This window comes from Uliginosibacterium sp. H1 (assembly GCF_036017065.1).
GTDB lineage: Bacteria > Pseudomonadota > Gammaproteobacteria > Burkholderiales > Rhodocyclaceae > Uliginosibacterium.
Genome location: NZ_JAYXHR010000001.1, coordinates 1,514,433 through 1,538,961, shown reverse-complemented (window position 1 = coordinate 1,538,961; position 24,529 = coordinate 1,514,433). Strand labels below are relative to the sequence as shown.

Annotated in this window: 23 protein-coding genes; 4 read left to right on the top strand and 19 right to left on the bottom strand. The window is 67.9% G+C overall.

Features of this window, described 5'->3' with window-relative positions:
* Position 1: 1 nt before the first annotated feature.
* The 12 genes from VVD47_RS07095 to VVD47_RS07040 all read right to left on the bottom strand — a co-directional run bounded on the left by VVD47_RS07095 (position 2) and on the right by VVD47_RS07040 (position 12,407).
* A complete protein-coding gene (locus tag VVD47_RS07095; RefSeq protein WP_327602704.1) occupies positions 2 to 1,711 on the bottom strand; it encodes a hypothetical protein in 1,710 nt (569 codons plus the stop codon).
* 106 nt (positions 1,712 to 1,817) lie between these two features.
* Positions 1,818 to 2,507 carry a phage baseplate assembly protein V gene (locus VVD47_RS07090; RefSeq protein ID WP_327602703.1) on the bottom strand — a complete coding sequence of 230 codons (690 nt, stop codon included), beginning with the start codon at positions 2,505 to 2,507 and terminating at the stop codon, positions 1,818 to 1,820.
* Between the two features lie 937 nt (positions 2,508 to 3,444).
* A complete protein-coding gene (locus VVD47_RS07085; RefSeq protein ID WP_327602702.1) occupies positions 3,445 to 4,533 on the bottom strand; it encodes a phage late control D family protein in 1,089 nt (362 codons plus the stop codon).
* Positions 4,534 to 4,544: 11 nt separating this feature from the next.
* Positions 4,545 to 4,712 (bottom strand): hypothetical protein, encoded by a 168-nt coding sequence (locus VVD47_RS07080; RefSeq protein ID WP_327602701.1) that lies wholly within the window; start codon positions 4,710 to 4,712, stop codon positions 4,545 to 4,547.
* Positions 4,713 to 4,723: 11 nt separating this feature from the next.
* A complete protein-coding gene (locus VVD47_RS07075; protein ID WP_327602700.1) occupies positions 4,724 to 5,830 on the bottom strand; it encodes a CIS tube protein in 1,107 nt (368 codons plus the stop codon).
* Positions 5,830 to 6,417, bottom strand: coding sequence for a phage tail protein (locus VVD47_RS07070; RefSeq protein WP_327602699.1), 588 nt, complete (start codon positions 6,415 to 6,417; stop codon positions 5,830 to 5,832). Before VVD47_RS07070 ends, VVD47_RS07075 begins: the two co-directional genes overlap by 1 nt.
* Positions 6,417 to 8,039 carry a phage tail sheath C-terminal domain-containing protein gene (locus VVD47_RS07065; RefSeq protein ID WP_327602698.1) on the bottom strand — a complete coding sequence of 541 codons (1,623 nt, stop codon included), beginning with the start codon at positions 8,037 to 8,039 and terminating at the stop codon, positions 6,417 to 6,419. Before VVD47_RS07065 ends, VVD47_RS07070 begins: the two co-directional genes overlap by 1 nt.
* Positions 8,040 to 8,233: 194 nt before the next feature.
* The gene (locus VVD47_RS07060) at positions 8,234 to 8,677 is read right to left on the bottom strand and encodes a phage tail protein (RefSeq protein WP_327602697.1); all 444 of its coding nucleotides are present in this window, start codon (positions 8,675 to 8,677) and stop codon (positions 8,234 to 8,236) included.
* Between the two features lie 143 nt (positions 8,678 to 8,820).
* Complete coding sequence (locus tag VVD47_RS07055) at positions 8,821 to 10,581, bottom strand: phage tail sheath subtilisin-like domain-containing protein (protein WP_327602696.1); 1,761 nt, start codon at positions 10,579 to 10,581, stop codon at positions 8,821 to 8,823.
* 75 nt (positions 10,582 to 10,656) lie between these two features.
* Complete coding sequence (locus VVD47_RS07050) at positions 10,657 to 11,484, bottom strand: hypothetical protein (protein ID WP_327602695.1); 828 nt, start codon at positions 11,482 to 11,484, stop codon at positions 10,657 to 10,659.
* Positions 11,484 to 12,089, bottom strand: coding sequence for a DUF4255 domain-containing protein (locus VVD47_RS07045; protein ID WP_327602694.1), 606 nt, complete (start codon positions 12,087 to 12,089; stop codon positions 11,484 to 11,486). Before VVD47_RS07045 ends, VVD47_RS07050 begins: the two co-directional genes overlap by 1 nt.
* 51 nt (positions 12,090 to 12,140) lie before the next feature.
* Complete coding sequence (locus tag VVD47_RS07040; RefSeq protein ID WP_327602693.1) at positions 12,141 to 12,407, bottom strand: hypothetical protein; 267 nt, start codon at positions 12,405 to 12,407, stop codon at positions 12,141 to 12,143.
* Positions 12,408 to 12,818: 411 nt separating this feature from the next.
* Here VVD47_RS07040 and VVD47_RS07035 point away from each other — a divergent pair, with 411 nt between their 5' ends.
* Positions 12,819 to 13,790: a sigma-54 dependent transcriptional regulator gene (locus VVD47_RS07035; RefSeq protein WP_327602692.1), complete on the top strand. Its 972-nt coding sequence runs from the start codon at positions 12,819 to 12,821 to the stop codon at positions 13,788 to 13,790.
* A gap of 96 nt (positions 13,791 to 13,886) precedes the next feature.
* Here the strand turns inward: VVD47_RS07035 and VVD47_RS07030 are convergent, their stop codons facing one another.
* The 3 genes from VVD47_RS07030 to cimA form a co-directional block, all read right to left on the bottom strand.
* On the bottom strand, positions 13,887 to 15,272 hold the full coding sequence (locus VVD47_RS07030) for a TrpB-like pyridoxal phosphate-dependent enzyme (protein WP_327602691.1): 1,386 nt from the start codon (positions 15,270 to 15,272) through the stop codon (positions 13,887 to 13,889).
* Positions 15,273 to 15,477: 205 nt separating this feature from the next.
* Positions 15,478 to 15,966, bottom strand: coding sequence for an NUDIX hydrolase (locus tag VVD47_RS07025; RefSeq protein ID WP_327602690.1), 489 nt, complete (start codon positions 15,964 to 15,966; stop codon positions 15,478 to 15,480).
* 8 nt (positions 15,967 to 15,974) lie between these two features.
* Positions 15,975 to 17,549 carry a citramalate synthase gene (gene cimA, locus VVD47_RS07020; RefSeq protein ID WP_327602689.1) on the bottom strand — a complete coding sequence of 525 codons (1,575 nt, stop codon included), beginning with the start codon at positions 17,547 to 17,549 and terminating at the stop codon, positions 15,975 to 15,977.
* A gap of 209 nt (positions 17,550 to 17,758) precedes the next feature.
* On the opposite strand from cimA, the gene VVD47_RS07015 reads away from it, so the two are divergent.
* Positions 17,759 to 18,580, top strand: coding sequence for a secretin N-terminal domain-containing protein (locus tag VVD47_RS07015; protein WP_327602688.1), 822 nt, complete (start codon positions 17,759 to 17,761; stop codon positions 18,578 to 18,580).
* A 12-nt stretch (positions 18,581 to 18,592) separates the two neighbouring features.
* Here the strand turns inward: VVD47_RS07015 and VVD47_RS07010 are convergent, their stop codons facing one another.
* On the bottom strand, positions 18,593 to 19,573 hold the full coding sequence (locus VVD47_RS07010) for a DMT family transporter (protein WP_327602687.1): 981 nt from the start codon (positions 19,571 to 19,573) through the stop codon (positions 18,593 to 18,595).
* A gap of 115 nt (positions 19,574 to 19,688) precedes the next feature.
* On the opposite strand from VVD47_RS07010, the gene VVD47_RS07005 reads away from it, so the two are divergent.
* Positions 19,689 to 20,573, top strand: coding sequence for a LysR family transcriptional regulator (locus VVD47_RS07005; RefSeq protein ID WP_327602686.1), 885 nt, complete (start codon positions 19,689 to 19,691; stop codon positions 20,571 to 20,573).
* Positions 20,574 to 20,580: 7 nt separating this feature from the next.
* On the opposite strand, the gene msbA is transcribed toward VVD47_RS07005, so the two are convergent.
* The 3 genes from msbA to VVD47_RS06990 form a co-directional block, all read right to left on the bottom strand.
* Positions 20,581 to 22,320 (bottom strand): lipid A export permease/ATP-binding protein MsbA, encoded by a 1,740-nt coding sequence (gene msbA, locus VVD47_RS07000; RefSeq protein WP_327602685.1) that lies wholly within the window; start codon positions 22,318 to 22,320, stop codon positions 20,581 to 20,583.
* Positions 22,317 to 22,982: a fused DSP-PTPase phosphatase/NAD kinase-like protein gene (locus VVD47_RS06995; protein WP_327602684.1), complete on the bottom strand. Its 666-nt coding sequence runs from the start codon at positions 22,980 to 22,982 to the stop codon at positions 22,317 to 22,319. Before VVD47_RS06995 ends, msbA begins: the two co-directional genes overlap by 4 nt.
* A 164-nt stretch (positions 22,983 to 23,146) precedes the next feature.
* A complete protein-coding gene (locus VVD47_RS06990; protein WP_327602683.1) occupies positions 23,147 to 23,785 on the bottom strand; it encodes a histidine phosphatase family protein in 639 nt (212 codons plus the stop codon).
* Positions 23,786 to 23,950: 165 nt separating this feature from the next.
* Here VVD47_RS06990 and VVD47_RS06985 point away from each other — a divergent pair, with 165 nt between their 5' ends.
* A complete protein-coding gene (locus VVD47_RS06985; protein WP_327602682.1) occupies positions 23,951 to 24,508 on the top strand; it encodes a TRAP transporter small permease subunit in 558 nt (185 codons plus the stop codon).
* Positions 24,509 to 24,529 lie beyond the last annotated feature (21 nt).

Genomic DNA, 24,529 nt, shown 5'->3' with positions numbered 1-24,529 from the left:
GTCAGTCCTTCTTCGGGAAGGGGATGCAGATCTTGATGAAGAAGAGCCAGCGGAAGATCAGGTCGAACAGGCCCAGGAAGATGTTCAGCACGATGAAGGCGCACAGCGTGATGATCGGCAGGCTGAAGCTGCAGATCCACGTCAGGCCCCACTCGCTGCCCGGCGTGCCCTTGCCTTCCATCATGTCCTTCGGGCTGCCGGCCAGCAGGCCCTGCAGCGACGGCGGCACCACGAAGGACACGTTGGGCTTCAGGCCCTTGATGTCCTTCAGGTCGGGCAGGGTCACCTGCGTCGGCGGTGCACCGGCGCCCTCGAACCAGGGGGCGATGACGAAGGGCTCGCTGTAATCGCTCCAGTGCACCTTCGCCGGGCAACCGCAGGCCGGCTTCTCGCGCACGAAGGCACGGATCGCGTACTGCGCATCCGGTTCGTCATAGCGGCCCGGCGCGCCTTTCACATCGGTGAAGCGGCGGTTCAGCGAGGCGGAGAGTTTCTGGGCGAGGCGGGTGCGCAGCGCGCTGTCCAGCGAGGGCCAGTTCTCCGGCATCTCGGGGCGGGTGGCGTTGGTGTCGCGTTCCAGCAGCACCTTCACCGCGCGCTTGCAGAAGGTCTCGGCATCGACGTACTCGCGCGGCTTCATCGGCGAGCCGGGCACGCCGGGACTCACCGGTCGCAGCTTCAGCGGCAGGCGGATCTCGCGCAGCACCGTGCGCAGTTGGGCCGACTCCGCCACCGTCTCGTCGAAGGCGTTGAACTCCAGCGCGAGCTGGCGCAGCAGCGCGATGAGCCGCTGCAGCTTGCGACCTTCGCCGCTCGGCAGGTTTCGATGGATGCCGGGGCTCACCTCGCTGCGCGTCACCAGCGCGGTCCAGTGCGCGTTGCTCATGCCGGCGGGTCTTTCGTCACCCGTAGACTCGACCGCGTCGAACCAGCCGGGGTGCATGGTCTCGCCATCCAGCGGGAAGTCCATGGACTCGCCGCGCAGGCCTTCCACGAGGTGATTGCGGAACTCGGCGTCCTGCGGACCGAAGGGCTTGGCGTTCTCGCCCAGCAGTTGCTGCAGGCTCACCGGCCCTTCGGCAATCTCGCTGCTGGTGGTCGGCAGCATGCCGTAGAACAGCGTCTTGCCGGCCTCCTTGCAGACGTCGGGCGGCGCCATGAACATCGGCACGATGTGTTCTTCCAGCTGCGTGCTCTCGGTGCCCACGTCCAGCGTGCGCAGCGCGCGGTCGATGTCGGCCACACCGGTGCTCTGGCGCGCGAGGCGGAAGCCGGACTGCGGGTCGGCGTCGTCGTCGCCCAGGCGCTCCACGCGCATCCAGCCGCGCACGCGGCCACGCATGCGCATCCAGCCTTCGTAGAAGCGGTTGTTGCCCGTGCCGCGCAGGCGGCGGATGACGAAGCCGGCGGACTCCACCCGCTTCGGGTCCAGGCGCGGTGCACCGGGCTGGTCGCAGAAGGCCTCCAGCAACGCAAGGTGGAACTGGCGCTGCACCGGCTGGAACAGCTTCAGCGCGCCGCTCTTGTGCTTCATCGCCGCACGCGAGCCGACCAGCGCGCGACGGCTGGCGTCGGTGCGCAGGCCTTCCAGCACCGCTTCCAGGAAGTCCTCGTCACTGCGCTGCAGGATGGCCGGCGCACTGCGATGACGTGTCGGCAGCGCGTTGTTGACGAGCTCGGCGGGCGGGGCGAGGACGATGTCGTGGCTCATCGCGCGCTCCCTTCGGGAGGTGAAACGTGAAACGTGAAAGGTGAAACGTGGCGGCGCGTGCGCGTTGCGCACAGTTGCTTCGTTTCGTGGAGCAGGCGGAGTGGGCTCACCATATGTTCCCCGCGCCCGGTGTGTAGCTGGTGCTGATGACCGAGTTGGTCTGCAGCACGTCGCACTTGATCATTCCGGAGAACTTGGACAGCGCCGCGTCCACCTTCACCATGCCGGCCGTCACTTCCACCTGCGAGGCCTGCACCTTGACCTTGGCCGAGGCCTGCACGGTGATGCCGGCCGCTTCCAGCTTCACGCTGTTGCCGTTGCTGTCCTCGACGGTGATCTCGCCGGGCCCGTCCTTCAGCGTCACCGTCTGGCCGCCGGGCGTTTCCAGCGTCAGCGTCTCCTGGCCCTGCTGCTCGTCCATGGTGATGACGATGCCGTTCTTCGACTTGATGCGCTTGTAGCGGTTGTCGCCACCACTCTGGATGTCCGCCGGCGACGCCGATGCGCCGTTCCACAGGCCACCGACGATCAGCGGGTGGCGCATGTCGCCCTGCACGAAGACGACCAGCACTTCGTCGTCCACCTCCGGCATGAAGAAGGCGCCGCGGTCGTTGCCCGCGAAGGACGAGACCACGCGGGCCCACATCGGGGCGTCGTGGGTTTCGGAATAGTCGTGGGAGAGGAGGCGCACCTGCACGCGGTTGCGGCGGTCGGGGTCGTCCAGCGAAACGACTTGCGCGAGCATAGCGGCCTGCATCCAGGCAGCGGGGCGGTCGAAGATGTTGTCGCGGTTCATGCGTTTTTCCCCTCTGTCTGGAAGGGCGCCGCTCGTTGCCCGCGTACCGCGTTGCAACTGCCCACACGCACCGTCATTCCCGCGGAAGCGGGAATCCAGCGACGTTGTTTTTTGTTTTGGATGTCGTGCTGGCTCCCGCCGAAGGGCCGGTGGCTGTTCGTTGCGCTTGGCCGGGAGTTCGCCCCGGCGGGCGACCTACTTTCTGCTGCGCGGCAGAAAGTAGGCAAAGAACGCGCCCCGCTTTCGCCGCCGCGCTGAAGCGCGGTTCCCTGCGCTGCTCGCGGTGTCGGGCGGCTGCGGAACTCGCGCTGCGCGCTCAGACATCCTCGCCGTCGCGCTTCGCGCGATACCCCGCCACCGCTGCGCTGCTCGGCGGCTGCAGAGGGGAGAGGGAGTTGTACCAACCTTGCCGCGATGTCCACTGGGCGTAAGGCCCATGGCCGCGATGCGGCCTTCGTAAATTCGGACTGATGATGTTGTTCGTGTCGCCCCGCGCAATCGTTCAGCCCACCAATCCTGCACGGCACCCTATCCCCTCTGTAGCCGCCGAGCAGCACAGACAAGCCGAGGGATCGCGCGTAGCGCGACGGCGAGCATGTTTGAGCACCGAGCGTAGCGAGGGCGAGTTGCGGAGCCGCTCGGCTTGTCGAGCAGCGCAGGGCACCGCCGAAGGCGGCGGCGGAAGCGGGGCGGCTTTCTTTGGGTTCTTTCTTTGTCCGCACAAAGAAAGAACCTCGCCCGCCGGGGCGAGTCCCGGCATCAGCTTCAAGATCGACCACTGCCCCATGGCGCCAGCCGGCAGAACAAAACCAAGAACGAAATCGAAAACGAAATCCAAAGACACTGGATTCCCGCCCTTCGACAAGCTCAGGGACCGTCAGGAGTGACGGCGCACATCGGCTGCAGTCACGGAAGGTGCGCGCAACGACGTATCCCATCACGCACCCCCCAGGTAAGCACATTCACCATCGAACTCCGTGCGATACCCCTGCGCCAGGTCGTACAGATGACAGGTCCGCACCACGTAGTACGTGTTGTCGAACTGCCTCGACAGGCCGCTGACATTCACGTGGGTGCCGACACGCAGCTGGGCATTGCCCTCCGCCACGCCGGCGATGCGCACGAAGCGACGCGCACGCTGGTCGAACGCGGCCTCCGCGATTGCGCGTGCCTCGTCGTCGTTGCTGGCGACCAGGTGGCCGACGTGTTCGCTGCGCTCGCCCAGCGTCTCCTGCAACACGCGCGCACCGGTCTTGCCACTGCCGGGGCCGGCGTGGGTGGGGGCGGAGGCGTCGCCGCTCACGGTGCTGCCATTCACCGGGTCCCAACCGCTGCAGGTGGTGGCGGTCACCTGGTCGGCGAGGTCCGCGATGACACGGGCGCGGGCGAGTTGCGAGAACATCGTCAGCTCGACGGTGCCGCGCTGTACGTCGCCGCGCGGTGAGACCTGCAACGCCTCGCCGACGATCTGCAGGTCGGCGTCGAAGCGCGCGAGCAGGCGGCGCAGGAAGGACAGGTCGCTCTCGCCGACCTGGGCCCAGGTGCCGGTGCCGGCGGTGAGGCCGGTGATGGTGGGGCGCAGGCCCAGTTCGCTGGCGATGGCGTTCACCACGTCGGCCGGCGACATCTGGTCGTACACCTTGCTGCGGCGGGCCATGCGCGCGGCCTGCAGCGCGTCTTCGGCGAGCACGGTGAGTTGCGGTGCGCTGCTGGTGCTGAACAGGTGCTCCATCGCGGTGACCTTGCCGCGGAAGACTTCGCGCGGTGCGCTGGCGTCGCCGCAATACACCGCGATCTCGGCACCCAGCTTGAGGTCGGAGCTCTCGTCGAAGGCGGCCTCGGCGCCGCCGTCGGTGGTGCTGGCGAGATTGGAGAAGCGCAGTTCGGCGCGGCTCATGCCGCCTTCCGATTCGTCCATGCGCAGGGCGAGCAGCAGGTTGCTCATGCGCACGTCCGGCTGCCCGGCGATGCGCAGGGTGGGACGCGGGTTGTAGAAGATCTGCTCGGCGAGCGGGGTCTCGGCCATGGCGGTTCCGTTCAGTCGACCTGCAGGCGCTGGGCGCGCTCGGCCAACAGGGCGAGCTGGTGACGCAGCGCGTTGTCGTCGTCCGCCTGGCCGGTGGCGCTGGCGGAGGGACTGCTGTTGCCGGCCGGCGCGGGCGGCGGGGCGATCTCGCCGGTGACTTCCTCGAAGACGATGGGCATCGTGGTTCTCCTCAGTCGCTGAAGGACAGGCGGGCGTGCAGGTCGGCACTGGCACCGACGTCGGTGGCGAGGCTGGCGCCGGCACCGGCCTGCGCCATGCCGCCGGCGGAGAAGCCCGCACCCGCACCCATGCCGATACCGACACCTGCCCCCACACCCATGCCCGCACCGGCGCCCGCATTGACGCTGAGGTTCGCTACCGGGCCGGGGAGCAGGTCGCGCGGATTGAGGGAGACGGAGGCCGAGGCGCTGGTGGTGCCGACGCGCAGGCCGGCGAAGGCCGCGCCCGCGGTGGCGCCGATGTCCAGGCTGGCGCCGGCGGAGGCACCGATGCCGATCCCCACACCTGCTCCTGCGCCGATGCCGGCGCCTGCACCACCGCCGATGCCGATACCGGCACCGCCACCGATCCCCAGGCCTGCGCCACCGCTGGCGAAGGCGGCCGGGCCGGACAGGCTGACGCTGGCTTCGACGGCGAGCGAAGCGCTGGCATCGAAGCGCAGGCTGGCCGAGCCGTTCATGCTGGCGATGTCGCGGGCGGCGCGCGGGTTGCCCATCGCACTGGCGGCGCTGGAGGGGCTGCCGGGGTTGGGCACCTGGGTGGGGCTCACGCCGGCGTCGTTGTCGATGGACGAACCGCCGGCATGACGCGACTCGAACTCGGCCTTGTCGTTGGCGAGGGTGACGTTGACGCTGGCGCGCAGCGGTACGCCGTCGTGCGAGAAGAAGTCCAGCGTCTCCTTGTACTGCTCGATGGTGCCGTCGAAGCGGTACACACCCCAGGCGAAGCGCACACGCGGCGGCACCTGTTTCTTGTCGGCGCCTTCCGGCTTCATCAGCGACAGCATCTTCTCCGTCTTGCTGCGCACGTCCACGCCATCCATGGTGGCGTCGAACACCAGCTCCATGGTCAGCTTGGCGACGCTCTGGCTGACGTACTGCGTGCCGGGGCTGTTCGGCGACTGCTGGCTCATGGTGTTGGACAGCGTGTACTGCAGCGACTCCGGGTTGAAGTCGACCTCCAGCACCTTGGTGGCGTCGCTGCCCTTGATGACCGAGAAGGTGGCGCGGGCCACCGGTTCGTTGCCGGCGGTGCCGGTATCGACGGCTTCGGACATCAGGCGCCTCCCAGCAGGCTGAGCCCTTCGTGGGCGAGGTGCAGTTCCTCGATGCCCACGTCAGTGCCTTTGGCGTTGAGGTCGGCGGCCTTGAACTTCACCGGCAGCGCGCCGGCCAGGCCCCAGGTCAGCACGGTGTTGCCGGCGCCGTCCTGCATGTCGATTTCCACGCTCATGCGATACGCGTAACCCGTCTGGCCGTTGACCAGGTGGAACCACTGCCACAGGTCACGGGTGCTGGTCATGCCGCGCTTGAGCACCACGGTGGCGAAGCTGGTTCGACCGACGCGCTGGATCGTGCCGTAGTTGTGGCCGCCGGCCTTGATCTGCTTCGGCTCCATGGTGGCTTCGAGCCCGGTGCATTCGGCGAAGGCACCGCTGCATACCGGCACTTCGCTGCCATCCTTCTTGAAGCGGATGTGGAAGCGGAACACGTGCAGCGGGGCGAGCAGGTTCTCCGGCTCGTTCTGCGTGGCGGCGGGAATCCTGATGCCGCCACCGCTGGCGCCGCTGTTGCCCGGGCTGCCGCCGATGTCGAAGCTGGCGGAAGCCGATGCGCTGGCCGAGAAGCTGGCGTCGAAGGGCATCAGGTCACCTCTCTCAGGCTGCTGTCACCGGCGCCGGCACTCGCCAGCGCCAGCACGACGGTGATGCGTTCCACGGACGGTGCGGGTCGCACGCTGATCTCCACGACGATGCGGCCGTTGTCGAGGTCGTTCTGGTTCATGGTGTCGCGGCCGCAGCGCACGCTGAAGGCCTCCTCCGGCGAGCGGCCGAGCAGGGCGCCGCGTTGCCAGTAGCGGGTCAGCAATTCCTCGATGCCGCGGCGGACCTGCGACCACAGTTGCGGGCCGTTCGCTTCGAAGACCATCGCCTCGCCACGTGCCCGCGCCGTGCGCAGGATGCTGGCGATGAGCCGGCTGGCGCCACCGAAGCGCCAGGCTTCGTCAGGCGAGGTGGTGACGTCCGACTGCAGGGCCCAGCCGCCCGGTTGCGGGGCGAACAGGCAGATGCGGCGCGCGAGCTGCGCGTCGGGCGAATCGGGGCCGATGCCCCAGGCGGGCACCGGCTCCGCACCGGCGACGTCGCGCAGGCGTTGCTGCGAGAAGTCCCCCGCTACCGAGCGGAAGCTGCCGCGTGCCAGCGCGTTGGCGGCGATCAGGCCGGCCAGCGTGCCGTCGGCAGGCTCCAGGTTCTCCGGCAGGTCCACGCTGGCGCGGGTGCGCAACCAGGGGTAGCCGAGCTGGACGAAGGCGCTGGCGGCGGACAGTGCGCTGGCCTCGTACTGGCCGTCGTTCTCGAACACGCCGGCGCGACGCAGGAAGGCCAGCATGTCGCTGTGCGCATGCACATGGCCGCGGCTGGTCGGCCGGTAGGCATCCTCGCGCGGCAGCGGCAGCGCGCCGACGAACATCACCTCGCGCTGGTGGCGGGCGAGGAAGGCACGCACGGCGGCGATGGCGATCCGCCAGGGGCCGTAGCCACGGCTGTCCAGGCGCGGCGCGTAGACCTCGCGCAGGCCCTTGTCCTTCGGCGGCTCGCGGTCGACGCCGCTGCATTCCACGAAACCTTCCGGCGGTGGATCGATCTCCAGCGTGGTCGGCGGTGCCAGCGGTTCGGTGGCACAGGCGTCCGGCAGGTCGGGCAGGCACAGCATGCTGACCTGGCGCAGGCCGTACAGGTGATGGATGCCGCCCCAGCTGCGCGGGTCGAGCGGATCGAAGGGCTCGGCGGCATTGCCGTCGGTGAAGTCCGGGATCAGGCGCTGCAGCCGCGCGCGGCGTTTCGCCGCGCGGTTCGCCCCGGTTTCCAGGAAGGCCCATGGGTCGCCGACACGCACGATGATGGCGCGCTTGCCGCCATGCGCGAAGAAGCTGCGCACGGCTGCGCCCATGTAGCTCGCGCAGTACGCGATGGCGCCGCTCACCGGGTCCGGCTTGCGGCCCAGCGGGCGACGCTCCCAGGCGAACAGGCTGTCGAACAGCTCCCAGCTATCCACCACCACCGGCAGGTTGTCCAGCGCATGCAGCCCGTCCTCGCCACGCCGCCACGGCCCCTTCACCCAGCCGTCGGCATCGAGCTGCGCACGCACGGACGGTGGCAACGGCACCTGGCGACGACGCGCGACGAAGCCGACGAAGCAGGCCACGTCGGCACGTGCGAGCACCGAGGTGTCGGGCGGTTGGGCGGTCTCGAAGACGAGGCTCATGGTGTCAGGCGGACAGGCGTGAGTGGTGATGGGTTTTTGGGTGGGAAAGCGAGAGGTGAAAAGTGAAAGATGAAACGCGATGCCCCCTCCCCGGCCCTCCCCCTGGCGGGGTAGGGAGCGGCACGCCGGCGGACATGGCGCTTTCCCGTTTCACTTTTCACATTTCACGTTTCACCCTCCACGTTCCACCGCCCTCAGGCCGCGATCTCGAAGCCTTCGGCGGACAGGACGATCTCCTCCATCGCCACGTCGCCGCCACCTTTGCCGGCCAGCGTCGGGCCGGTGTATTTCATCGGGATCGCGCCGCGCAGCACCCAGGCCTGCACCGGCTTCTGCGCTTCGTCCAGCAGGGTGATGACCACGCTGCGCTGCGCGGCCGGGCCCTGGGTGCGGGTGGCGGCCAGCCAGTCCCACAGCGACTTGGAATTGAGGATGCCGCGCTTCAGCGTCACGTCCGACACCTTGTGGATGCCGGCCACCTTGCGCACGTGGTTTTCCTTCTCGTTGCCGTTGCGGTACTCGGCCACGGTGACTTCGGTGCCGATGCCGCTGACATCCGAGAAGCCCCCGAAGACCTCGCCGCCATCGAACTCGACGCGGTAATTGAACGCGCCGTAGGGTGTAGTGCGATTTGCCATTTTCTAGCTCCTGAATTTCGAATCGAATGATCGTGAAGACGCCGTCGCGAGCGTGCCGAGGTCGTCGCGAGAAGCGCAGCCGTACTGGGGTACGGCGAGCATCGCAGTGACGAGATCGGTGCGCGCAGCAGGCGGATTCATGATCAGGCGCGGGCGTCGGCGGTCTTTTGTCCGATCCGGAAGATCACGAACTCGGCGGGCTTGATGATCGCCACGCCGATCAGGCAGATCAGGCGGCCGTTGTCGAGATCGTTCTGCGTCATCGTGCTGCGGTCGCAGCGCACGAAGAAGGCTTCTTCCTGCGAGGTGCCGAGCAGGGCGCCGCTGCGCCACTCGTTGTAGAGGAAGTCGGTGATCGTCTGGCGCACGTTGGCCCACAGGCGTTCGCCGTTCGGCTCGAACACCGCCCATTGCGTGCTGCGGTCGATGGAGGCTTCCAGGTAGTTGAAGTAGCGGCGGTCCGACACGTACTTCCATTCCGGATCGCTGGAGGCCAGGCGCGCACCCCACACGCGGTTGCCGCGGCCACTGAAGAAGCGCAGGCAGTTCACGCCCAGCGGGTTGAGCATCTCCTGCTGTGCGAAGTTGACGTCGATCTCGAAGCGCAGCGCGCCACGCACGACTTCGTTCGCCGGTGCCTTGTGCACACCGCGCTGTACGTCGTTGCGCGCGTAGATGCCGCTGACGAAGCCGGAGGGCGGCAGCGCGATTTCCTTCGGGATGTCGTCGCGACCGGGACGGGCCAGCGGGTTGGGGATGACGACCCAGGGGTAGTAGAGCGCGGCGTACTTGGAGTCGAACTGGCCACGGTAGGTGCGTGCGTCCGACGGCAGGTTGGCCGGCGGCGTGTCCAGCACGGCGATGCGGTAGGCGCGACGCGATTCGGCATGCGCGATCAGCACGTTGGCGATGGCCTGCGCATCGTCCTCGTCACCATAGGCGGAGCTGCCGGGCGCGGCGACGATGGAGACGTCTTCCAGCGAGGCGATCTCGGACAGGGCCAGCGCGTATTCGGTGGAGGTCGGTGCGGCACCGTCTTCACCACCAGCGAGGGCCCATACGCGTTCGCGCTGGCCGGCCGTGTTGGCGACGGCGGCGTTGAACAGGCCGGTATGCAGTTCAGCCGGCGATACCGTGCCGCCGATGGAGATGGCGAAGGGATTCTGCAGGTAGTCGGCGCGACGCGACGGCACGGCGGCCAGCACGTGGCCGATGCCGCGCGGATGGCCCGGCGCGACGCCGAGATCCTCGTAGCTGAGCGATTCGCCATCGCCGTCCACCGTGATCACCGTGACCGTGATGACGGCAGGGGTGGTGGTCAGCGTGCTCTGCAGCACGGCGGTGCCGGCGAGGTCGCCCGCCGGACGCCAGGTGCCGGCCACCTTGACGTGGAAGGCGGTGGTGCCGCCGCTACCGGTGCGCACCAGGGTGCCCTCCGGGCTGTTGGTCAGCATGGTGTCGGTAGCCGGCAACACGTTCTCGCGCACGATCACGCTGCCGTTGCCGCTGGCGCCGGGGAAGCGGGCGGTGAAGCTCACCGTTTCCGATGCGGTGGCAGAGCTGACGACGGCGACGGCCGACAGTTCGGCATCCGCACCGACCACGCGCGACACGTACAGGCGCGAGCCACCTTCGTTGAAGAAGGCACGCACGGCATGCGCCATGTAGTTGATGCCGGGCACGTCGTCGCCGAGGTCGAGATCGGCGAAGCCGCCGTAGATGCGCTCGAAGTCACCGTAGCTGGTCAGCAGCTCGGAGGCTTCCGGCGTGTCTTCGTCGGTGCGGTAGGGTCCCTTGCGGGTGGGGCCGACGAAGGCGGTGGTGCTGGTACCCACTCCTTCGATGGACTTGGCGCGAAAGCTCGTCTCCTCGACGTAGACGCCTGGTGCGAGGTATTCAGGCATGGTTCATCTCCTTGCAGATCGGATGCGTGAGCGGGTGGGTGGAAAGAAGGACAAACACGAGGTGCATCTCCGGCTTCATGGCAGGGCGATGCCCAGGTTGAGGTGCAGCGGCCGACCGGCCGCCAGCGTGATGGCCTGGCTGACCTGGGGCAGGCCGGCACGGGCGGATTCGATGTCGCTCGGGTTCACCAGCGGCAGTGCGCCGGGCACGCGACCGGCCAGCACCTGGGTGGCGGGCGTGCGCTGGCCGCTGTCGGGGTCGAAGTAGATCTCGATGCTGGCGTCGATCTCGCTGACGATCACGGCGCCGGGCTGGGTGGACCAGGTGGTGACCGGAATGCCGGCCACCGGCACCAGCGCTTCGCCGCGCCAGTCGGTGAGGCCGCGCGCCAGCACTTCGCCGTCGCTCACCACGCGCACCAGGGCGCCGCCCAGGGCGTCGTTGCTGCCGCTGTCGCGCAGGCTGATGCGCAACTCCGCCCAGTTGGCGACCAGCGGGGCATGGCTGGCGGGATAGAGCGGGATGTCGACCGGGTGGAACAGCGAGTCGTCCGCCTCCGCGTTGTCGGGGGCCGGGTCGCGCGGCAGGGCGACGCTGGCGATGCGCGGCAGGTAGCGGCCGCTGGCTTCGCGCACGGTGATGATGAGGTCTTCGCTGCCGAGGGCGGGCGTTGCCGGTGGTGTGTTGAAGCTCTCTGCATGCGCTGCCACGGATGCTGGTGTCGACACCGAATGCACCACCCACAGGCCGCTGAGGTTGCGCACCAGGCGTGCGCCGGGCGCACTGAGTTGCAGGCCGCTGCCGATGACTGCGCCGGTGGTGGCGTCCACGCAGCGCAGGGCGGCGAGTACCCGGTGCTCGGCGCGTTCCAGCTCGCGCAGTTGGGGCGTATGCCGGTTCATCACGTGCCCCCCGCAGACACGGCCTCGGTGCCGTAGGCCAGCCGCGTGGCGACGACCGGGCGCGCATCGCGCCGTGCGTCGGGATCGATGCGCACCACGCGGGCGATGTAGGACGCGGACAGCCGGTAGGTCGGCGACAGCGAGTCCCAGATGCGCATCAGGTCCTCGGTGCTCAGCTCGGCGGGAATGATCTGGATGACTTCGTCGCTGTGCCAGCCGGCCTCGGGCGACAGCGAGGACGCGTCGAGCAGCGGGTGCTCGTGCAACTGGCGGATCGCCCAGGTGAGCGGCACCTGTTCGTCCAGCGCGTTGCCCGCCCAGGCCGACAACATGAAATGCAGGTCCAGCGACAGCGGTGCCACGCTGGCATTCGGCGCGTGCGCGTGGCGTTGCTGGCGGCTGTGTTCGTTGACGGTGATGCGGTAGAGGTACAGCGTGACGCGGCTGGTGGCGGTGTCGTCCACGCCGTCGGCGAGCGCGCCGGAGGACAGCAGGTCGAAGGTGCACGCCGGCATGTCCTGCCCGCCGCTGGACTCGGGGTAGGTGTTCTGCAGGAAGGTGGCAATCGAGTTGCCCACCGAGTGCACCGCGAAGACGTTGGCCATGCTGTCGGTCCGCTGCTCTTTCTGCGTTTCTGTCCGCTGCGCCGTACTGCTTCAGTTCATCTCGCCGTTGTCGGCAAGCGCCTGGCGCGCACGCCAGATCACTTGCCCACCCGACACGTTGATCCGCTCGATCCTGTCCTGCGCCAGCAACTGCTCCAGCGCGCCGCGCACCACCAGCACGCTGGCTTCGACGCCCAGCGTCGGCAGCCACCATTCGGCGATGCCGGTCTCGCTGTCGGCCGCGCCCGGGTGCTCCGCGAGATAGCGCTGGATGGCTCTCGCTACATCGACGAGATGCGCATCGGATGCGTCGCTCACGAAAGACCTCCGGCAAGATCGGTCCCGCCCTCATTGCGAAAGGCGTGCCATCGCACGGCGGTCTTCGCAAAGCCTTGAATGCGCGGAGGTTTGCGCGGGGCGCCGGGCCTTGCGGGGCAGGGTGGGCGGGTCGTGGCCGACCCGGTGTCACGCCGCTGCAACCGGCGGTGAGGACCATGCGGCAGGCCCGTACCGTGATTTGCGCCGGTGGGTCGGGCCGGACCCGGCGCGGGTCGGCGCTGCCACCTGCCCCCACGTGCGGCCTGCCCATGTAGGCATTGGCGTATTGCTTGGTTGTGGGCAAATATGAACTGGAGCAAGCGCCTTGCGGCACACCGTCACCCGGATGTGCCGGCACGTGCGCAACGTCGTTCCTGCCCCGGCGGCGCCCACCCAAGAGAGAAGAGACAAATGAACGCAGCCCTGTCGCACCTGATCGGGCAGTCGCCCGCATTCCGACGCGCGCTGGCAGTCATCGAGCGCTCGGCTTGCTTCGAAGCGCCCGTGCTGCTGCGGGGCGAGACCGGCACCGGCAAGGAGCTGGCCGCGCGCGCCATCCACTACCTGGGCGCACGCCGCAACGCACCCTTCGTGCCGCTCAACTGCGGCGCGGTGCCGGAAGCACTGGTGGAAAGCGAACTCTTCGGGGCTGAGCGCGGTGCCTTCACCGACGCGCACACCCGTCGCACCGGTCTGATCGCCACGGCCGAGGGCGGCACGCTCTTCCTCGACGAAGTGGATGCCCTGCCGGCCCGCGCGCAGGTGTCGCTGCTGCGCTTCCTGCAGGACCAGACCTACCGCCCGCTGGGCGCCAGCCGCGAGATGACCGGTAACGTGCGCATCGTGGCCGCCGCCAGTCCGCGGCTGGACGCGCTGATCACCCAAGGCGCCTTCCGCGTCGACCTCGCGTTCCGTCTCGACGTGCTGTCCATCGAACTGCCACCGCTGCGCGAACGCGCCGGCGACGCGCTGCTGCTGGCGGAACATTTCGCCCAGCGCTTCGCGCGCCGCTACGGCATGGATTCACGCAGGCTCGGGACGACCAGCCGTGCCTGGCTGGGCCAGCATTCATGGCCCGGCAACGTGCGCGAACTGGAAAACCGTATCCATCGCGCCACGCTGCTGTGCCAGGGCGCGGAACTGGACCTGCTGCCGGAGCAGCCTGGCGAGGCGGACCACGGCCCCGTCGCCATCCACTACCGCACCGCCCGCGACGCCGCGATGGCTGCCTGGGAGCGTGCCTACCTGGCGGAACTGCTGCGCACCACGCAAGGAAACGTCACCCGCGCGGCCGAGCTGGCCGGCAAGGAGCGGCGTGCGCTGGGCAAGCTGCTGAAGAAACACGGCATCGACCGGGCGAGCCTGGGCCTGCTGACCGCCTGAGTTGCGCCGGACGCCACGGCTGTACGCCGTGTCATCCGGAGCGGACAGGGAGGCGCCGCGCCGCCTGCCCCTGTCGTTCCCTTTCCCCGGAAATGCTCAGCCGACCTTGGGCAACAGGCTGAGCGCCATCGCCAGTTCCTGCTCGTCGTAGTCCTGGTCGACCAGCTTGCCGTCGAAGTAGGCCTGGTAGGCCGCCATGTCGAGGTGACCGTGGCCGGACAGGCAGAACAGGATGGTCTCCGCCTTGCCCTCGCGCTTGCAGCGCAGGGCTTCCTCGATGGCGCCCTTGATGGCGTGCGTCGCCTCGGGCGCCGGGATGATGCCTTCTGTGCGCGCGAACAGCACGCCGGCCTCGAAGCAGGCGCGCTGGTGGTAGGCCTGTGCCTCGATGAGGCCCAGTTCCGCCACGTGGCTGATCATCGGCGCCATGCCGTGGTAGCGCAGGCCACCGGCGTGGAAGCCCGGTGGCGTGAAGGTGGACCCCAGCGTGTGCATCTTGACCAGCGGCGTGAGGTGCGAGGTGTCGCCGAAGTCGTAGGCGAACTTGCCACGCGTGAGGCTGGGGCAGGCCGCCGGTTCCACCGCCACGAAACGCCGTGCTGCATGTTCGCCACGCAGTTGCTGGCCGAGGAAGGGAAAGGCGATGCCGGCGAAGTTGGAGCCGCCACCGGTGCAGCCCACGATCACGTCCGGGTCGTCGCCGGCCATCTCCAGTTGCGCGATGGCCTCCTGGCCGACGATGGTCTGGTGCAGCAGCACGTGGTTGAGCACCGAGCCCAGCGCGTACTTGGTGTCCTCGTTCTTCGCCGCCACTTCCACCGCTTCGGAGATCGCCATGCCCAGCGAGCCCATGTGGTCCGGGTGTTCGGCGAGCACGGCGCGGCCCGAATCGGTGGTGTCCGACGGCGAGGGGATGCAGCGTGCGCCCCAGGTTTCCATCATGGCGCGGCGATACGGCTTCTGGTCGTAGGACACGCGCACCTGGTAGACGGTGACGTCGAGGCCGAAGAGCTGGCCGGCGAAAGCCAGCGACGAACCCCACTGGCCGGCGCCGGTTTCGGTGGACAGCTTCTTCACGCCTTCCTGCGCGTTGTACCAGGCCTGCGGCACGGCGGAGTTGGGCTTGTGGCTGCCGGCCGGCGAGACGCCTTCGTACTTGAAGTAGATCTTCGCCGGCGTGCCCAGTGCCTTCTCCAGGCTGCGCGCGCGGATCAGCGGGCTGGGGCGCCACAGGCGGAAGACTTCGCGCACCGGCTCGGGAATGTCGATCCAGCGTTCGGTCGACACCTCCTGCGCGATGATGGCCTGCGGGAACAGCGGCGCCAGGTCATCCGGGCCGATCGGCGCTCCGGTGCCGGGATGTAGCGGCGGCGCAGGCGGCACGGGCAGGTCGGCGGCGATGTTGTACCAGTGGCGGGGAATCTGCTCCTCGTCCAGCAGGAAGCGGGTAGGGCTGGTACCGGCGTTGGCGTGCTTCGTCATTCGGCAATCTCCGTGAAGGCAGGGACGGCATGTCGTTTCCAGCCACGAGGAAAGACTGCGCAGCGGCGATCATGCGGGCGGGTCATAGCATGCCCGCCTTGTCCGGCCTTGTGTGGCGTTCGCGCGGATGGCTGACGGTGCGCAAACGGAGAGGCGTTTGCGTGGGCTCCGGCCAGCGGCTACGAGCTGTCTGGTCGCCCAGGCCTCAGGGGGCCGCGGCCGCGTCGAGCAGATCGAGCAGATCGAGCAGATCGAGCAGATCGAGCAGATCGAGCAGGCCGTCCGGGTACAGCGGCATGTGCGCCGCCGTCCTGCGAAGATCGGCGAGTGTCATCCAGCGCGCTTCGAAAGGCGTACCGTCGCTCTCGCACCCCGGCAATACGGCTCGATCGTAGGCGCCACGATCGACGAATGCAGCGTCGAAGATCAGCACGATCTCGTGTCCCGGCTTGCCCAGGTAAGTGAAGATGTTCTCGAGCGTGCCGAGCTGGCGCACGTCGGTGATCGCCAGCCCCAGTTCTTCGTCGATCTCGCGGACGATGGCCTGCACGCCGGTTTCGCCGAATTCGATGCCGCCGCCGAGTGGCCGGCAGTAGCGCTCGTTCTTGACCGGGTCGAAGGCCTCGTTGACCAGAATCCGGTCGTGGTGACGGAACACGCAGAGCGCCTTGGCGCGGATACGTGCCTCCGTCATGGCGTGGCTCAGCGCGACTTCTTCGCCAGCTTGTACTCGATCGCATCCACCAGCGCATGCCAGCTGGCGTCGATGATGTCGGCGGACACGCCGATGGTGGTCCAGCTGTCCTCGGCGTCGGCAGTCTCGATCAGCACGCGGACCTTTGCCGCAGAGGCCTGGTCCGAATCCAGCACGCGCACCTTGTAGTCAACCAGGCGGATTTCCTTCAGCTCCGGGTAGAAGCGCTCCAGCGCGCGGCGCAGTGCGCGGTCCAGCGCGTTGACCGGGCCGTCACCCTCGGCGGCGGTGATCTCGTCCTCGCCGTCGACATGCACCTTGATCATCGCGGACGAGTTGATGCCATTGGGCGAGGGCTCGTTCACGATCACCTTGAATTCCTTCAGGTCGAAGGAGGGTTTGAACTGGCCCAGCACCTTGCGGATCATCAGTTCGAAGGAGCCTTCGGCGCTCTCGAACTGGTAGCCGCGGTGCTCCAGCTCCTTCAGGCGTTCGATGACGGCGATGGTCTGCGGCGAATCCTTGGTGGCGGTCGGGTCCACTTCGCGGATCTTGCCGAGGATGGTGCCGCGGCCGGCCACTTCGCTCATCAGGATCTTGCGCGCGTTGCCGACGCTGTCCGGCGTGACGTGCTCGTAGCTGACCGGGTTCTTGTTCACCGCGTCGACGTGCATGCCGCCCTTGTGCGCGAAGGCGTCGGCCCCCACGTAGGCGGCCTTGTCGTTGTGCACGACGTTGGCCACTTCGGACACGAAGCGCGCCACCGGTGTCAGCGTCGCCATGTTGGCGGGCGGAATGACATCGCGGCCCAGCTTGAGCTGCAGGTTGGGGATGATGGCGCACAGGTTGGCGTTGCCGCAGCGTTCGCCGATGCCGTTGATGGTGCCCTGCACCTGGGTGGCACCGGCCTGCACGGCACGCACGGAGTTGGCGACCGCCAGCTCGCAGTCGTTGTGGCAGTGGATGCCGATGGCCACACCCGGGAAGCGCTCCGCGACCGCCGCCGTGATGTCGAAGATCTCGTCCGGGAAGCTGCCGCCGTTGGTGTCGCACAGCGCCACGCAATCCGCGCCGCCTTCCACCGCGGCGCCCAGCGCCTGCATGGCGTAATCGGCGTTGTTCTTGTAGCCGTCGTAGAAGTGCTCCGCGTCGAACACCACTTCCTTGCCCTTGCTTTTCAGGAAGGCGATGGTGTCGCGGATCATCCGCAGGTTCTCTTCCAGCGTGGTGCGCAGGATGGCGGTGGCGTGGTAGTCCCAGGTCTTGCCGAAGATCGCCACGGCCGGCGTGTTGGCCGACAGCAGCGATGCGAGTTGCGCGTCGTCGGCCGGGTTGGCGCCCACCTTGCAGGTGCTGCCGAAGGCGATGATCTTCGCGTGCTGCAGCTTCAGTTCGCCGAGACGCCGGAAGAACTCCAGGTCCTTCGGGTTCGAGCCGGGGTTGCCGGCCTCGATGTAGGCGATGCCCAGCTCGTCCAGTTTGTGGACGATCTTGATCTTGTCTTCCACCGAAAAGGAAATGCCCTGGGCCTGTGCGCCGTCGCGCAGGGTGGTGTCATAGGCATGAACGCGGGGTGAAGACATTGCAGTGTTCCTGAACTTGCGGCCGACCGGCTTGCCCAAACCCACGCGCCATGCGTGGCGGAGGGGACTGATCGGCAAGGGAAAACCGGCGATTTTACCGGTTCGGACCCGTCCGGCGAAGCCTTGAGGGCCCTGATTTCCTGTCCTGCGCCAAGCGGCGCACAATCGCCGCACACAAAACGGCCCGTTTCCGGGCTGAAGGACTGCCGATGCGCACTGCGATACGACCCCTGCGCCCCTTCCTGTTCACGCTGGCCGGCCTGCTGTTGTGCGCATCCTGCCTGGTCGTACAGGCCCAGCAGCGCCTGGAGATCATCCCGTTGCAGCACCGCCTGGCCGAGCAGGTGTTGCCCGTGCTGCAGCCGCTGGTGCCATCCGGTAGCTCCATTTCCGCGATGGATAACAAGCTGGTGGTGCGCGCCTCGCCGCAGGTGCTGGCGCAGATCCGCCAGGTGCTGGGCGAGATCGACAAGCCGGCACGGCGCCTGATGATCACTGTGAAGCAGGGCGAGCTGAGCGAGTCCGACCGCCGCGCCGCGAGCATCTCGGGCGACGTGGCGATCCGCAACGGCAACGTGGATGCGGACGTGCGCGGTGGCATCAGCGCTCGCAGCAGCACGATGCGCAACGACGGCAGCAGCCAGGTGCAGACGCTGGAGGGCAGCACCGCGTCGATCTACCTCGGCACCTCCCTGGCGCTGCCGATGACCCAGGTGGCCGTCGGCCCCGGCGGCGCGCTGGTCGGCACCGGCACCCAGTTCGTGGATGTCGGCAGCGGCTTCCAGGCGCGCCCGCAACTGGCGGGCAACAACGTCACCGTGACCATCAGCCCGCAATCACAACGCCTGAGCAGCCGCGGCATCGAGGGCAGCAACCTGTCCACCACCGTCAGCGGCCGCCTCGGCGAATGGATCAGGCTCGGTGGCACCGCCGAAACCCGCCAGCAGGACGGGCGTTCACTCGGAGGCTACAGCGCCAGCGCCGGACAGCGCAGCAACGAGGTGTGGATGCGGGTGGAGGCGCTGGACTGAGGCGCGTTCTGGCTACCCGGCACGACGGGCGCTGCGCTTCTGCATGGCGGTGTTGAACAGCAGTGCCGCCGCAACCAGTACGCCGCCTGCCACTTCCCAGCCGGTGATCGGCACGCCGCGCGAGGCCTGGATCGCGAAGGTGGTGACCGGCACGAAGTTGATGAACAGCACGCCATCCACCGGCCCCAGCCGCGCGATGCCGGCGTTCCAGCTCAGCACCGCGGCCAGTGAGCCGATCAGCACGATGTACACAAGCTCCGGCGTGATGGCGGCAAGGCTCTCCCGCGAGGGAAGGTGCGCCGCATCCAGCAACCAGGCCGCGATGCTCACCAGCAGGATGCCGAGGAAGCCGGCCAACACCGTGACCGTCGTGTAGCGCAGCGGCGACCAGCCGGGGAAGCGCCGTGCGCCCAGCGTATAGACGACCCACGACAGCCCGCCGAGGAAGACCAGCAGATCGCCCCATGCACTGCCGCCGCTGACGAGGCTGTGCAGGTCGCCGTGGCTGACCACCAGCAGCACACCAGCCAGGGCGAGACCGATGCTGATCCGTGTCGCCATCGGCGGCAGGCTGCGCGCCAGCACTGCATTGCAGAGGGCGGTGAGTAACGGCATCAGCGCCGCCAGCACGGCAGCATGCGTCGGCGTTGTGTGGCGCAGTCCGTTGAAGGCCAGCAGGCTGAAGCCGGCGAAGCCGATGCTGCCGAAGATGAAGGCGGGCAGCAGCTTGCCGTCGGTGCGCAGGGCGGCACGGCCTTCGAGCTGCCACAGCAGGAGCGCCATCAGCACGGCGGTGATGCCGTAGCGGATCACCGTCATGGCGTAGGCATCGATGTGCACGAGCGCCGACTTGGCCACCGGGAACATGCCGCCCCAGGCTGCGGCCGCGACCAGCATGCACAGGGCTCCCACCAGACGGGTGGAGGCGAGCGGGCCTGGCTGCGCGGGCAGCGCACCGGCGGTGGGCTTCAGGGACGAAACGTGGGCAGGCATGGCGGCAACCTCGAACGGCAATGTGAAACTTGGGCGCCAAGCTTACGTTGGGCATAATTGCCCGGGAATTCCCTATGGGCGGACAGCTGTTGTGCAAAATTCGTCAGATCAGGCATTGGTTTGGGAGGATGTCCGCTACTTCCTGGCATTGATCCGGCAGGGCAGCCTGTCGGCAGCGGCCCGCAAGCTGGAGGTGGAGCACTCCACCGTGGCACGACGCGTCGATGCGCTGGAGCGCGCGCTGGGCCTGCGCCTGTTCGACCGCCTGCCGCGCGGCTGGCGCCTGACCCCGGAAGGCGAGCAACTGGTCGAACAGGCTGCGCGCATGGAAGACGAAGCGCTGGCCTTTGCACGGGCGGCGGCGGGAGCATCCCCGTTGGGCGGCACGGTCCGCATCTCGGTGCCGCCATCGCTGGGCACAGTGTTCCTCATGCCGCAGTTGGCGGCACGGCATGACATCTGGCGCGGGATCGAGCTGGAGGTGATGGGCGAGACCCGTGAGGCCAACCTGTCGCGCCGCGAAGCGGACATCGCCTTGCGCCTGGGCCAGCCCGGTGACCTCAGCCTGGCGGTGCGACCGCTGGGCGAGGTGGGCTACGGCCTCTACGGCCACCCGGATTTCGCCCGGTTGCCACGTGAGCAGTGGCGCTACATCGGGCTGGACGACAGCCTGAGCCAGACGCCGCAGTATCAATGGATGGAGCGCTTCGCCGGCGGCGCTGCTTTCAGCCTGCGCAGCAACGATGTGACGGCGATGATCCGCGCGGCCGGTCACGGGCTGGGCGTGACGACCCTGCCGCATTACTGCGTGGATGAGGTGGCCGACCTGATTGAACTGCCGGTGGAAGGCGAACCCGTGCCGGGCCGCTCGCTATGGCTGGTGGTGCATCCCGACGTGCGCCGCTCGCCGCGGGTGCGCCTGGTGGCGGACATGCTGATCGCTATCTGCGAAGAAAACCGTGGCTTGCTGGAGCACAGTCGCCGGCTGGCCGGCGACTGACCGCGCTTCAATCCGCGAGCAGTTCTTCACCGCTCGCCAGCAGCCGCGCATAGGGACCGCCCGCTGCGGCCAGCATGTCGTGCGTGCCGGTCTCGACGATGCGCCCGCGTTCCATGACGACGATGCAATGGGCATCGCGGATGGTGGACAGGCGGTGCGCCACCACCAGCACGGTGCGGGCCTTGCGCAGTTCCACCAGGGCTTCGCGCACCACGCGCTCGGATTCGTTGTCGAGGGCGGAGGTGGCTTCGTCCAGCAACAGCACCGGCGCGTCCTTCAGGAAGGCGCGGGCGATGGCGAGGCGCTGGCGCTGGCCGCCGGACAGCAGGCTGCCATTGGGACCGATGCGGGTGTCCAGGCCTTGTGGCAGGGCGCTGATGAACTCCCAGGCGTGCGCGTGACGGGCCGACTGCTCGATGGCTTCACGCGAGGCATCCTCGCGGCCGTAGGCGATGTTGGCGGCCACCGTGTCATCGAACAGTGCGGCATGCTGGCCCACCAGCGCGATCTGGCGGCGCAGGTCGGTCAGCGCGTAGTCGGGCAGGGCGATGCCGTCCAGGCGGATGGCGCCCTGCTGCACGTCGTAGAAGCGCGCGACGAGGCTCATCAGCGTGGTCTTGCCGCTGCCGGATGCGCCGACGAAAGCGACGGTCTGGCCGGGTGCGACGTGCAGGTTGAAGTCCTGGACGGCGGGGCGTTCCTGGCCGGGATAGGTGAAGCCGACGTTCTCGAAGCGCAGGTCGCCGCGGGCCCGCTCGCTGTGTGCGGCGCCGCGATCTGCCTCCGGCGGTGTGTCGAGCAGGCCAAAGATGCTGTGCGCGCCGGCGAGGCCGCGCTGGATCACGGCGTTGATATTGGTGAGGCGGCGGATCGGCTCGAACAGTAGCGACAGCGCGGTGACGAAGGAGATGAAGCTGCCGGTGGTGAGCATCTCGCGCGCGGCGAGCTGGGTGGCGGCGTAGATCACCGCGACCACCGCGGCGGCGGCCAGCACCTGAACCAGCGGCACGTTGGCGGCGGATACGCGCACCACGCGCATGGTCTCCTTGCGCAGGCGTTCGCTGATCCGGATGAAGCGCCTGTCCTCGAAGGCCTGCGTGCCGAAGACCTTGATCTCGCGCAGCCCGGCCAGTGACTCTTCGACGGCGCCGGTCATCTGGCCCATGCTCTCCTGCATGGCGGCGTTGGAGCTGCGCAGCTTGCGGCTGGCGACGCGGATGATCCACGCGACGATGGGGCCGATCAGCAGCATGATGGCGGCGAGCTGCCAGGACTGCCACAGCAGGTAGCCCAGCAGTGCGACGACGGTGAGCGAGTCCTGCACCACCACGATCCATGCCGACGACATGGCAGAGCTCACCTGCGGAATGTCGTAGGTGATGCGCGACAGCATGCGTCCCGGCTGCTCCGCATGGTGCGCGGACAGCGGCAGGTGCATCTGGTGATGGAAGGCGGCGCGGCGCAGGTCCTCCACGGCCTTGTTGGCGACCCACTGGCTGCTGACGTTGGCGGCGTACTCGGCCAGGCTCTTGACGATGAAGGTCAGCAGGATCCAGAACGGCAGGCGCAGGGCGGCCAGCGGCTCCTTGGCGATCAGGCCTTCGTCGACCAGCCGTTGCAGCAGTACCGGCAGCAGCGGCTGCATGGCCGAAGCGACGGCCATGGCGGCCAGGGAGATCAGCAAGGTGCGCCAGTAAGGCTTCACCCAGCTGAGGAGGCGGAGGTAGAGCTGGCTGGCGTCCTTCATTCGCGCTTGAGCACCTTGTCGGTGATGAAGTCCGCCCAGCCGCGCGAGTGGAAATGGCTTTCCAGCTCCTTGCGGTCGTACTCGGTGTCCACCCAGGTCATGAAATCGATGGGCTCGCGGCGGTTGCGCGCGATGTAGGTCTCGAGCATGAAATCCAGCATGCCGGTCTTGGCGGCCTTGTTGTGGCCGTACTTCCAGTCGAGCTCGTGCTGGGCCTGCTCGATGGATTCGCCGAGGCGGAAATGCCGGTACAGCACACTCGCCAGCCCGGCGCGGTCGGCGCCCGACTTGCAGTGCATCAGGGCCGGGTATTCGACGCTGTCGAAGATGCGTTTGGTCTCGTGCAGCGTCTCGCGGGTGGGCATCTCACGCGACTTGATGCCCTTGAAGTCCACCAGCGCGATGCCCTGGGTGCTGCAGGCATCGGCCTCCATGGCATAGCGCAGCGAATCGTCCTCGCCGCGCAGGTTGATGATGCTGCGCAGGCCGTGCTTGCGCTGGTACTTGCGGATCTGCCGCGGGCTGGGCTGGCTGGCGCGGAACATGCCGCCGGGCAGGGCGTAGAAGTTGTTGTAGAGCTCACGGAACAGGCCGTGGTCGACGAACAGGTATTCCAGCCAGGCCAGGAAACGTCGGGGAAGAGTGGAGAGATCGCGTGCCACGTGGGGTGCCCGAAGGCCGGAGTGTCGAAAACCGGAAAGAGGTGGAGGCCGCCCGCTGCCGGGACAGGCACGACGGAGCCGGGATTATAGCTGCAGGGACTTGCCCACCATCCCGGTGATGGCCGGGGCCTCCGCGCCGGCCGCAGCCGGTGGGAAAGGGTGTTTCAGATCGGCAATTCGTCCCGGCTCTCGTCGAGGTGGCGGCAATCGTTCCAGGCGTCGATACACCATACTTCTTTGTCATGGCTGACGATGCTGACCCCGGCATTGTTGATGGCGAAGTCGCGGGCGGACTCCAGCGGCCGGCCGGTCGCGAGGCGGTAGATCACATCCAGGACGCCGCCATGCGTGACGCATAGAACCGTGCCACCGGCGTAGCGGCCGGCGATGCCCTGCAGGGTCTCGGTGACCGTGGTGGCGAACTGCGCAAGGCTTTCGCCACCATCGGGGGTGAAGTCGATCTGGCGGGTGCGCAGGCGCGTCTGCTCGATCGGGTAACGCAGGTCGGCCTCGCCGGGGCTCAGCCCCTGGAACATGCCGAAATTACGTTCGCGCAGGCCTGCGACGAGTTGCACGGGCGTGCCGCGCACCGCGGCGATGAACTCCGCCGTCACGCGGGCCCGCGCAAGGTCGGAACTCAGCACTGCATCGAAGGTCTTTACGCCAAGCAGGCGCGCTGCGGCCTGTGCCTGCTGTACGCCATTGGCATTGAGCGGGATGTCGACATGGCCCTGCAGGCGACGGCTGGCATTCCAGCTGGTTTCGCCGTGGCGTACGAAGAAAAATTGTGTGGGTGCAATCATGTTTGAAGGCTATTGTGCCCTGCAGCTTAGCGTTTGTCCCGATGGGTGCTCGCGCGGATGCCGGCCAATAATGAAACACACACGACAGGGGCCGGACATCGTCCAGGCACCGGAAGAATCAGACAGCCGGTCATGGCTGCGCCAAGCTGCACACGAGGAGGGGTCATGGGAACTTTGCTGAAGTTGTCCCGTACCATCGACGCGCTCAATGCGCGCGCCGGCATGGCCATCATCTGGCTGGTGCTGGTGGTCACCATCATCAGCGTGACCAATGCCGTGATCCACGAGGCACTGGGTACGGCACCGGACATCTGGGTGGAGGTCCAGTGGCACGTATTCTCGGCCATCTTCCTCCTGTGTGCCGGCTATGCCCTGCTCGACAACGCACGGGTCGCGCCGGGCGAGCTGGCCAGCCGCCTGGGGAGCCGCACGCACGCCTGGATCGATATCGTGGGCACCTTGCTGTTCCTGGTGCCGATGACGGTGATGATCCTGTGGCTGTCTTCCGAGGTCGTCTTCAATGCCTTCCAGGCCACGCAGCCGGGCGGCCATGCCAACGGGCTGGTGATATGGCCTGCACGCATCATGGTGCCGTTGGGCTTCGCGGTGCTGGTGCTGCAGGGCGTGTCGGAACTCATCAAGCGCCTGGCCCTGCTGGGCCGTGGCGCGCATGCAGAGGCTGACCTGGCGCATCTGCGGCAGTTGCGCGGCTCGCCCGAGTAAGACAACTACTGGTCCAGTCGG

Bases quoted from the DNA above. Each gene is read 5' to 3' on its own strand.
- VVD47_RS07090 (WP_327602703.1), bottom strand. From the start codon at position 2,507: ATGAACCGCGACAACATCTTCGACCGCCCCGCTGCCTGGATGCAGGCC.
- VVD47_RS07070 (WP_327602699.1), bottom strand. From the start codon at position 6,417: ATGCCCTTCGACGCCAGCTTCTCGGCCAGCGCATCGGCTTCCGCCAGC.
- VVD47_RS07060 (WP_327602697.1), bottom strand. From the start codon at position 8,677: ATGGCAAATCGCACTACACCCTACGGCGCGTTCAATTACCGCGTCGAG.
- VVD47_RS07015 (WP_327602688.1), top strand. From the start codon at position 17,759: ATGCGCACTGCGATACGACCCCTGCGCCCCTTCCTGTTCACGCTGGCC.
- VVD47_RS07080 (WP_327602701.1), bottom strand. From the start codon at position 4,712: ATGCCCATCGTCTTCGAGGAAGTCACCGGCGAGATCGCCCCGCCGCCC.
- msbA (WP_327602685.1), bottom strand. From the start codon at position 22,320: ATGAAGGACGCCAGCCAGCTCTACCTCCGCCTCCTCAGCTGGGTGAAG.
- VVD47_RS07085 (WP_327602702.1), bottom strand. From the start codon at position 4,533: ATGGCCGAGACCCCGCTCGCCGAGCAGATCTTCTACAACCCGCGTCCC.
- VVD47_RS07095 (WP_327602704.1), bottom strand. From the start codon at position 1,711: ATGAGCCACGACATCGTCCTCGCCCCGCCCGCCGAGCTCGTCAACAAC.
- VVD47_RS07050 (WP_327602695.1), bottom strand. From the start codon at position 11,484: ATGAACCGGCATACGCCCCAACTGCGCGAGCTGGAACGCGCCGAGCAC.
- VVD47_RS06990 (WP_327602683.1), bottom strand. From the start codon at position 23,785: ATGATTGCACCCACACAATTTTTCTTCGTACGCCACGGCGAAACCAGC.
- VVD47_RS07055 (WP_327602696.1), bottom strand. From the start codon at position 10,581: ATGCCTGAATACCTCGCACCAGGCGTCTACGTCGAGGAGACGAGCTTT.
- VVD47_RS07065 (WP_327602698.1), bottom strand. From the start codon at position 8,039: ATGAGCCTCGTCTTCGAGACCGCCCAACCGCCCGACACCTCGGTGCTC.
- VVD47_RS06985 (WP_327602682.1), top strand. From the start codon at position 23,951: ATGGGAACTTTGCTGAAGTTGTCCCGTACCATCGACGCGCTCAATGCG.
- VVD47_RS07025 (WP_327602690.1), bottom strand. From the start codon at position 15,966: ATGACGGAGGCACGTATCCGCGCCAAGGCGCTCTGCGTGTTCCGTCAC.
- VVD47_RS07045 (WP_327602694.1), bottom strand. From the start codon at position 12,089: ATGGCCAACGTCTTCGCGGTGCACTCGGTGGGCAACTCGATTGCCACC.
- VVD47_RS07030 (WP_327602691.1), bottom strand. From the start codon at position 15,272: ATGACGAAGCACGCCAACGCCGGTACCAGCCCTACCCGCTTCCTGCTG.
- VVD47_RS07035 (WP_327602692.1), top strand. From the start codon at position 12,819: ATGAACGCAGCCCTGTCGCACCTGATCGGGCAGTCGCCCGCATTCCGA.
- VVD47_RS07075 (WP_327602700.1), bottom strand. From the start codon at position 5,830: ATGTCCGAAGCCGTCGATACCGGCACCGCCGGCAACGAACCGGTGGCC.
- VVD47_RS07010 (WP_327602687.1), bottom strand. From the start codon at position 19,573: ATGCCTGCCCACGTTTCGTCCCTGAAGCCCACCGCCGGTGCGCTGCCC.
- cimA (WP_327602689.1), bottom strand. From the start codon at position 17,549: ATGTCTTCACCCCGCGTTCATGCCTATGACACCACCCTGCGCGACGGC.